At 56.1% G+C, this 9,267-nt stretch carries 5 protein-coding genes; 4 read left to right on the top strand and 1 reads right to left on the bottom strand.

All coding sequences use genetic code 11. The annotated features are described in order from the left end of the window. Nucleotides 1-512 precede the first annotated feature (512 nt). The 3 genes from BN1189_RS09720 (at nt 513) to BN1189_RS09730 (ending at nt 6,734) form a co-directional block, all read left to right on the top strand. Nucleotides 513-4,433, top strand: coding sequence for a S8 family serine peptidase (locus BN1189_RS09720; RefSeq protein ID WP_082194226.1), 3,921 nt, complete (start codon nt 513-515; stop codon nt 4,431-4,433). A 303-nt stretch (nt 4,434-4,736) separates the two neighbouring features. Further along, the gene (locus BN1189_RS09725) at nt 4,737-5,756 is read left to right on the top strand and encodes a YecA family protein (RefSeq protein WP_040227739.1); all 1,020 of its coding nucleotides are present in this window, start codon (nt 4,737-4,739) and stop codon (nt 5,754-5,756) included. Nucleotides 5,757-6,089: 333 nt separating this feature from the next. After that, nucleotides 6,090-6,734 (top strand): hypothetical protein, encoded by a 645-nt coding sequence (locus tag BN1189_RS09730; protein ID WP_040227740.1) that lies wholly within the window; start codon nt 6,090-6,092, stop codon nt 6,732-6,734. A 116-nt stretch (nt 6,735-6,850) separates the two neighbouring features. On the opposite strand, the gene BN1189_RS09735 is transcribed toward BN1189_RS09730, so the two are convergent. After that, the gene (locus tag BN1189_RS09735; RefSeq protein ID WP_040227741.1) at nt 6,851-8,185 is read right to left on the bottom strand and encodes an O-antigen ligase family protein; all 1,335 of its coding nucleotides are present in this window, start codon (nt 8,183-8,185) and stop codon (nt 6,851-6,853) included. A 319-nt stretch (nt 8,186-8,504) separates the two neighbouring features. On the opposite strand from BN1189_RS09735, the gene BN1189_RS09740 reads away from it, so the two are divergent. After that, nucleotides 8,505-9,267 (top strand): alanine/glycine:cation symporter family protein (locus tag BN1189_RS09740; RefSeq protein ID WP_179860942.1); only part of this gene is annotated, 763 nt, incomplete at its 3' end.

Raw genomic sequence — 9,267 nt, forward strand, 5'->3', positions numbered from 1 at the left:
CCTCGAGTCGGTCGCATTCGGGGCTGAGTCGTCCGCATCTGGTCTCGAGTCGTCCAGGTTTTTACTTCCAAGAGTGAGTCGTCCGCATCTGGCCTCGAGTCGGTCGCATTCGGGGTTGAGTCGTCCGCATTCGGCCTCGAGTCGTCCAGGTTTTTATTTCCAAGGGCGAGTCGTCCGGGTAAGGCCTCGAGTCGGTCGCATTCGGGGTTGAGTCGTCCGCATCTGGTCTCGAGTCGTCCAGGTTTTTACTTCCAGGAGTGAGTCGTCCGCATCCGGCCTCGAGTCGTCCAGGTTTTTATTTCCATCCCGCCGCCCCCCAACAAACGCCCTCACCCCGGGACTTTCGACGCTCTCTTGCTCGCTCGCTTGTGACTATCTATCCAATTTCGCCCTCCCTGAAGTTGAACAAAAGGATGCATACCATATTTAAGCAAATAATGATAAATTCATAATTGCCACTCTATTTAAATGGAGTGAAATTGAACGTCAAGGGGGAATTGGGATTGGGGAAGATGAAGCGCATCCTGCTTTTGGCACTGGTCTTCGTGCTGTCGCTCAGCTCCGTCGGGTTTGCGGCGGGTCCGGCACCGGGCAAGTTTCCGGCATCGTCGAAGCTGATGCTTGAGAAGCCGACGACGAAGCTGCCGGCCAAGCTGGAGAAACCGGAGAAGCCGGAGGAAGAGGTCCGGATCATCGTCGAGCTGATGGACAAGCCGGCGATCGAGGAAGCTACGAACAAGGGCCTCCTTTACAAGGACCTGTCGAAAGTCCAGAAAGAGCAGGCCCAGCAGAAGCTGAAGCAGGCTCAGCAGAACGTCATGCGGACGGCCAAGCTGAAGGCGCCGAGCATGAAGGTGAAGCAAGAGTTCACGACCGTGTTCAACGGCTTCTCGGCGAACGTCAAGGCGAAGGATGCCAAGGCGATCGCGAAGCTCGCGGGCGTCAAGGCGGTCCATGAGGCGACGGAATATGAGCGTCCGGTTGAAAAGCCGGAGATGGTTTCGTCGAAGGATCTCGTGCAGGCTCGCCAGTTCTGGGAGGAGTACGGATTCAAGGGCGAGGGGATGATCGTCGGGGTCATTGACACCGGCATCGATCCTGCGCACAAGGACATGGTGCTCACCGACGCTTCGACCGCCGCGCTGACGAAGGCGGACGTCGAGGGCGAACTCGCGGCAGGCACTCTGCACGGCGGGAAGTATTACACGGAGAAAGTTCCGTTCGGCTACAACTACATGGATGAGAACGACATCATCCGCGACATCGCGCCGGATGCGTCCATGCACGGCATGCACGTGGCCGGGACGGTCGGGGCGAACGGCGATGAAGACAACGGCGGCATCAAGGGGATCGCCCCCGAGACGCAGCTGCTCGCACTGAAAGTGTTCGGGAACGACCCGCTTTATCCGTCCACTTACGGGGACGTGTACGTCAAGGCGATGGACGACGCGATCAAGCTCGGCGCGGATGTCCTGAACCTGTCGCTCGGCTCGACGGCCGGGTATGTCGATGAAAACAGCCCCGAGCAGCAGGCAGTGAAGCGCGCGGTCGACAACGGCCTCCTCGTTGCCATTTCTGCAGGCAACTCGGCGCTCTACGGCGACGGCTACTATTACAACTACGCAGAAAACCAGGACTACGGACTCACCGGCGCACCGAGCGTCTCCTACGATTCTCTCGGCGTCGCGTCGTTTGAAAACGACTTCATCCGCTCGATGAGCTTCGGCTTCTCGATCAACTCGGGTGAAGAGCAGCGCAGCGGCTACCTGCTCGCAAACGACGTGGATCCGGTGAAACAGAGTCCGCAGACCCACGAGCTCGTCTTCGCAGGCTTCGGCAATCCCGGAGACTTTGAAGGCAAGGACTTCACGGGCAAATACGCGCTCATTTCCCGCGGCGAGATCGCCTTCACGGAAAAAGGGCTGAACGCACAGGCGGCGGGTGCTGCGGGCGTCATCATCTACAACAATGAGCCGGGCACGATCAACATGGCATCCGACCCGGCGATCCGCATCCCGTACATGTCCATCCAGCAGGCGGCCGGCACGGAAATGGCCGAGGCGCTCAAGGTCGGACGATCCGTCACTGTGACGTTTGACGGAGAGTACGTGAATTCCCAGAGCTACACTGCCGGTGAAATGAGTGACTTCACGTCGTGGGGTCCGACACCGAACCTTGATTTCAAGCCTGAAATCACGGCACCGGGCGGCAACATCTTCTCAACGCTGGAAGACAATCAGTACGGCATCATGAGCGGAACGTCGATGGCGGCTCCTCATGTGGCCGGCGGCGGGGCGCTCCTGTTCGAGCGGGTCGACGAGGAATTCGGCCTGACTGGACGCGAACGTTCCGAAATGACGAAAAAACTTCTCATGAACACGGCAGCACCTGTGATTTTTGATGAAGACCAGGGCGACTACGTGTCTCCGCGCCGTCAGGGTGCCGGACTCATGCAGCTTGCAAACGCGCTCAACACGGACGTCGTGGTGACCGACAAGGCGACCGGCGAAGCGAAAGTCGCGCTGAAGGAGATCCGCGACAACCGGATCAGCCTGACGCTCACGGCCGAGAACTTCTCTGATGAAGAAAAGACGTATGACGTTTCCTATGCCGTGCAGGCGGACAACCTCGCTGAAATCGGGGAGGACCTCGTGACGGCGGCAAACGTGATCGGATCGATGGTCTTGAACGACGAGGTCCAGATCGACGGTCCTGAGTCGGTCACCGTGCCGGCGAACGGCAAGGCTTCGATCAACGTGACGATCGACCTGTCCGACATCGAATGGTACAAGGACTTCTTCACGAACGGCTTCTTCGTGGACGGCTTCGTCTTCCTCGAAGACCCGAATGAAGATGTCACGGGCAACGTACCGCTTTCCGTGCCGTTCTTCGGCTTCAACGGCGAGTGGGACGATGCTCCGATCTTCGACTACTTCGCATGGGAAGGCAACACGTACTGGGGCATGACGGCGCTTGCCGATGAGCAGGGTTACTTCATCGACGGCGGCGGCGCGTTCGACCCGGACCGCTTCGGCTTCTCGCCGAACGGAGACGGAGTCCGCGACCAGGCCGTTCCGGTGTTCTCGCTTCTCCGGAACGCGAAAAAATTCGAAGTGAACGTGCTTGACGCAGACGGCAAGAAAGTCCGCACGATCCGGACAGACACCGACCTGCGCAAACACTATATCAACTCCGACACAAACCCGGCGTACACGTTCAGCATGAACTACGCATGGGACGGCAAGATCGACGGCAAGACTGCGAAAGACGGGCAGTATTACCTCGAGCTGAAGGCGGCAATCGACTACCCGGGTGCGAAATGGCAGACGATCAAGTTCCCGGTGAAGGTCGACACGGCCGCACCGGAAGCCGACTTCAAGTTTGATTCGAAGACAAAGACGGTCCATGCATCGAACTTCCGCGACGAAGGAACCGGTGTCGTGGCATGGGAAGTCTACCTCAACGGCAAGTCCCTGACGGACGACCCGGCCACCGAGGAGGTTGAAATGCTTTCTCCGGAACAGAACGAATTCACGTTCGATGAGGAATTCGGCGAAGGAGACGAGCTCGTGGCCCGTGTCTGGGATGCGGCGCAAAACCACCGCGACTACGAGCTGAAGGACGAGCCGGCCGAAACGAACCCGCCGGTCATCTACATCAACGATCCGACCAACTTCTCCGTCTACGATGACGGACAAGTGACGGTGAGCGGCTATGTGACGGACGAATCCGAAGTCGTCTCCGTCACGGTGAACGGCGAGAAGGCCAGCGAGTTCGACGGCCGCAACTTCTCCCACACGCTGACGCTCGAAGACGGATTCAAGTCCGTCAAAGTCGCAGCGACAGACGAGCACGGCAACGAAATGTCGATCATGCGCCGGTTCTTCGTCGACTCCACGCCGGCAGAGCTGAACGTCCTGACGAAACTTCCGAAGAAGACGGAAGAGGCGTCGATCGGCGTCTCGCTCGCGGTGAAGGACAACTTCGACGACATCCGGATCTACGTGAACGACAGCGAAGTGTTCGCCCGCGACCTGAGCGAACCATACGGCAGCAAGGCGTTCGACGAAACGATCGACCTCGACATCCCGCTCGTTGAAGGGAAGTTCGATTATACGATCAAAGTCGTCGACCTCGGCGGCCATGAAACGACCGAAACATTCACGCTGGAGCGAAAGGTTCCGAAGGGTGAAAAGCCGGACAAGCCGGGCAAACCGGCCGTTCCGGGCAATCCTCCGGGCAAGCCGGCCACTCCAGGCAAGCCGGTGACGCCGGGCAACCCGCCGGGCAAGCCGGCCACTCCGGGCAATCCGGTGACACCGGGCAATCCTCCGGGCAAACCGGCCATCCCCGGCAATCCGGGACTGAACCCGATCCATCCGGGCAAGCCCGGCCTTCCGGGAGCACCGGGCAGAGGCCAACAGATTTTCTGAGTTGAATGTAACGTGAAAGGAAGCGTCCCTCACCGGGCGCTTCCTTTTTTCGCTTGGGCGGAAAGTCCTTTCATTTTCCCCCGGTGAAGATGAACATTCAGGCTCATGGATTTTCCGGGCGGATGCAGATAGAGTGGGGAGGGAGCCGTGTTTTGATTGCAGAAAGCGGAAGGGACATGGCTGGTTCTTTATGCCTATGAACAGGACTTCTGATATATGGTACAATAAGGATTCGCAAAGCTTGTTTGGCAGTCATTCCGAATCTCTGATATATGATACAATTGTGTTGAATGAGGTGAGAACATGGTAGGACGCAATCAGCCATGCCCTTGCGGCAGCGGCAAGAAGTACAAGAAATGCCATGGCGCAGTCGATCAGGCAACAATCGGCCTCCTGATCGCTCAGGAGCTGGAACAGGTGATCAGCCTGTTCTTTACGACTCATCCGAAGCCGGAGGATGTGCGCGCCAATGCCGGCCTGTTCACGGAGTGGGAGCGCAGACTCTCTCCTTACTATGACCGGGAAACGATACATAGCCAGGCAATCGAATATCTGTACCTGATTAACCAGCCGGCTGCCTGGCAGACGCATGTCGCCTCGGCAGGCATGAAGTCCGAACGGCCTGCCGTGAGGCGGACACTCTCAAAATGGGCGAGCCCCCTCACGCTGTTTGCCGTCGTCGAGTCGGTCAGCGACGGGACCGCCGTCATCCGGGATGTGCTGGAAGACGGAACGTACAAGTGGGCGGTTCCGGAAGACATGGAAGTGGAGAAGGGCGAAGCAGTATTCGGCCATTTCCTTCCCGACGGCCGGGAAGAGGATACGATCCTTCTTATGAACAGTCTGGCGTTTGTGGAGCCCGGGCACGATGAAGTGTCCGCGCAGGCGTCCCGCCTCCGGAAACTCAAGAAGCATCTCGACAGCCAGAAGTTCCTGGATCGGTACATGCTTGATCTGTACGAATTGATCGGCCACGGGGAAGCGGTCGCCGAGCCGGAAACAGCGGAAACCGCCGCCGTCTCCGAGGAAACGGACGAAGATCCGATTCTCGGCCTCGTCGGTCGCTACCTCGTTGAAAACCGGATCGAGTCTGCCGAACTGGAAGAAAAAACGGAGCGCTTCCTCGAGGAAGTGAATCCGAAAGCACGAAAACCGGAAAGCGTCGCGGCCGGCGCCATCCGTTTCGGCCAGATGACGGGGCTGCTCAGCGGCTTCGAAATGGCCCGGACGAAACTCGCCGAGCAATTCGACGTCTCTCCGTCGACCGTCCAGAAATACGCGGACGACATGATGAAATTCCACAAAGCCGAAGCCGTCAACTGACCGGTTGCCCGCCCCCTCGCATGAAGAGGGGGCGGGCTTTTCAGTTTCCCGCAAATTGGGCCGGAGCGGGATCGAAAGTTGATACTCGACCGGCGAAAGTTCACACCCGCTTCGCGAAAGTTTACACTCATCCTGCCGAAGTTGACACTCGGCGCCCTGAAGTTGACACTCGCTCCCCTGACCACACAGAGAACCGGAAACCGCCCGGCGTGGCAGCTTCCCGGAAATGATAACCTGGACGGTTCGTCCGCATTGCCAGGGAGTCCTGCTGGTTTCAATGTTCACTCATTCAGGGTATTCAATAGGTACTACCCTGACAGGAGGGAACCGTTTATGAACAGAAAAGACCAGCAACCGCTCGGAAACGAGCCGGACGCTTATACCGAAGACAAGTCATTTGCCGGAAGGCATCCCGAGTTCGAACGGGAGATCGACGATTCGGTCATCCCGTCGGAAGCGGTGATTGAGGAGAGTGTCGGACAGCGCGGATTCTTTGACGAGGGAGACCGGGAGGCCGCTGAGGAAGAGGGCCGCCTTCAGGAAAAAGGAGAGGTTATGGAAGGAACCGCCGGTCGGGAAGACAACGCAACAGGCGTTGCCGTCACGGGCGGCGACCGGGACGTATACCGGCATGAACGCGATGCGGACAACGGCGACGATGATGTCGTCGGCATCGAGGACGGAACGGTGAATTCCCGCGGTGTCGAACGCCGCCCGGACGAAGGGTCCGTCAGCATCGGGGCGGATTACCGCGAACTCAAGGACGAGGAACTGGTCCGCGGCCCGGACAATGCTGCATCGGAAGGCCGCCTGCCGCCTGAAATGGCAGAAGAGGAAGAACCGTTCTCCGGCGTCCAGTCCGGAGCGGCCGACCCGAACCTCGGCCCGGCTCCATTCGGCGAGCCGGCTGTCGATGAAATCGACCGCAGCCCGGCGCGTGACCATATCGACGCCCGCCACCGCGAGCGGTTTATGTAAAAGATAGAGTAGCCTTCCTTTGTGCATGTTGCGCAGAGGGAGGCTTCTTTTGTCCGATTAATATTGCCAACAAAAAAGCACCCGGACCATAGAATCCGAGTGCCTCTGTAAAAAAATCATCTTGCCTTCCCTAAATTCTGTTCTGTGTTTGAGAACTTCCAAGCGTACAGTATGGCCAGCATAATCATGTAATACAAGCTGACTGCCGGTGCAAACCAGATATGGCCCGCTATGAACGAGACGCCTAAGACAAGCAGGCTGCTGAAGGCCAGCAAGATCTTCCTGTCATCCCTGGTTTTTCTCAGCAGTTCCACGATTCCCATTTTAATAGTCTGGAATATGAAGAGGATCATGCCGACCGTTAAAACCACACCCAAGATCAGTCCATAAGAAAAGACGAAATCAAAGTAATCCATCTCCACCATCTTCGGTTCTTTCTCGTATTCGGAGGAGTAGCCCATGCCGAATGCTTTGCGGAGCGGATGCGCTTCTTTAAAGAAATCGTAATGCATGAGAAGGAACAAATCTCGGGAGGATAAAACCTGCGTCAGCGCCGGAATACTCTTTTTTCTATACTCCTGATACATGTTGATTTGTTCAATAATATCAGCCGTGAAATGTTTTTCCTTCTCTTTGTACATATCTTGCCTGATCTGATTTTGTTCTTCCACCACTTTGGCGTTTTGTGCCACCGGGGACTGGGTGATGCCATAGAGAGTGCCGGCCAAGGCAAGAAGAATAATCCCTGATTTGATCCACCTCTTCTTAAGCATCAAGAGCAGCGTAGTGCTTAGGGCAAGCAACACGAACGAGCCGGTCGCCACTTTTGTACCGATCAGATAAACAGATACGGTCATGCCGATGAGCGCTGCAAGGGCCAGTACATCCCATGTTCCGGCCTTCAAGTAGTACAGTACGGTGAATGCAAACAGGATGACCAGAATGGCACCCGTTTCGTTTGCAGCATTGAACCAGCCGATCGACCCGGCGAACGAGCTGTTATAAGATTCAAAGGAGATGCCAAAGACCGTTGGGATAATGATGATGGCAGAAACGATGACTGCATTCACTGTCAGGATCTTCAGCAATGATTCCGGCTTCAAAAGATGGTTTTTAAAGATGATATAGAACGCAATGAACAGGAAAATCGGATAGATGGTTTTAGCCATGAACGTAATTTCCGCCCCGAGGCTGAACGGGTCTTTGTAGATAAAGTTAATCACAAGATTAATGACGAAATAGAGACCCAGTGCTCCGATACCCGCTAACGGTTTCCAACTTTTTTTGACGAAGTAGTGGTGTAGAACAAAATAGATGACGTATGCCAAAAATACTACTCTGACCAAAATTCCTATCGAGAGAGAGGTATTGGCCTTATTTAACATCAGGCTCGTTGCTAAATCCAATATTGGCTGTAATAAAATAAAATAGAGCCATATCTTCTCTTTCAAACTGCACACTCCTCGGCTATCACTGTTTGAGACGCACGATTTAATTACAAATCAAGAAAAGGTTACTCTATCAACCCTTAAGCGTCAAGTTTATTATTGATTCAGACGTATCCGTCATGCCAATTGTTCCATAGATGATGACATATTCGAATGCTATAGAACCGGTCGCGGTCCAATAAGATCCTAGCCGACCGGCGAAAAGTAAGAAAAACACGCCAAAATCCTCTTGTGTGCAAGGTTGCTTCCTCTTAAAGTAGGGAAAGGAAAAAGGAATGCCCGCAATCTATCGGGCAATACATAGTGAAAGGGGTCTGTTTGTATGTTCCAGAATGCGCTGGAATGGATCGTTGGGCACGGGAATGACCTGCTTTGGTCGTATGTCCTCATTTATGTCCTGCTCGGGCTCGGCGTCTGGTTTACAATTCGCACGAAGTTTGTCCAGTTCCGTCTGTTCGGGGAGATGTTCAGGCTGATTACAGAGAAGAAGGACGAGAAAGACGGAATCTCTCCGTTCCAGGCGTTCACGATCAGTGCCGCTTCGCGCGTCGGCACGGGGAACGTGACCGGCGTGGCGCTGGCGATCGGCATCGGAGGGCCGGGTGCGGTCTTCTGGATGTGGGTCGTCGCGGTCGTCGGCATGGCGACGGCATTCATCGAGAGCACCCTCGCGCAGGTTTACAAGGTGCAGGACGGGGATACGTTCCGCGGAGGTCCCGCCTATTACATGGAAAAAGCGCTTGGCCTGAGGGGTCTCGGCATCGTGTTCGCCATTCTCCTGACACTTTGCTTCGGCTTCATCTTCAATGCCGTGCAGGCGAACACGATCAAAGAATCGTTCAGCAGCGTGTTTTCCATTCCGGACTGGGCGGTCGGGCTCGTCCTCATCGTGCTGGCGGCAACCGTCATTTTCGGGGGCGTCAAGCGGATTGCGAGCGTCACCCAGTTTCTCGTTCCGATCATGGCGGTCCTTTATCTTGCCGTTACGGCGTTTGTGCTTGTCGTGAACATCGGCGAGGTTCCCGCCATGATCAAGCTGATCTTCCAGGAAGCGTTCGGCCTCCGGGAAGCGGCCGGCGGGGCGG

Source organism: Bhargavaea cecembensis (assembly GCF_000826125.2).
Lineage (GTDB): Bacteria > Bacillota > Bacilli > Bacillales_A > Planococcaceae > Bhargavaea > Bhargavaea cecembensis_B.

What these genes read in the sequence shown, in the direction of transcription:
- BN1189_RS09720 (WP_082194226.1), top strand. Translation starts at nt 513, where the DNA reads ATGAAGCGCATCCTGCTTTTGGCACTGGTCTTCGTGCTGTCGCTCAGC.
- BN1189_RS09725 (WP_040227739.1), top strand. Translation starts at nt 4,737, where the DNA reads ATGGTAGGACGCAATCAGCCATGCCCTTGCGGCAGCGGCAAGAAGTAC.
- BN1189_RS09730 (WP_040227740.1), top strand. Translation starts at nt 6,090, where the DNA reads ATGAACAGAAAAGACCAGCAACCGCTCGGAAACGAGCCGGACGCTTAT.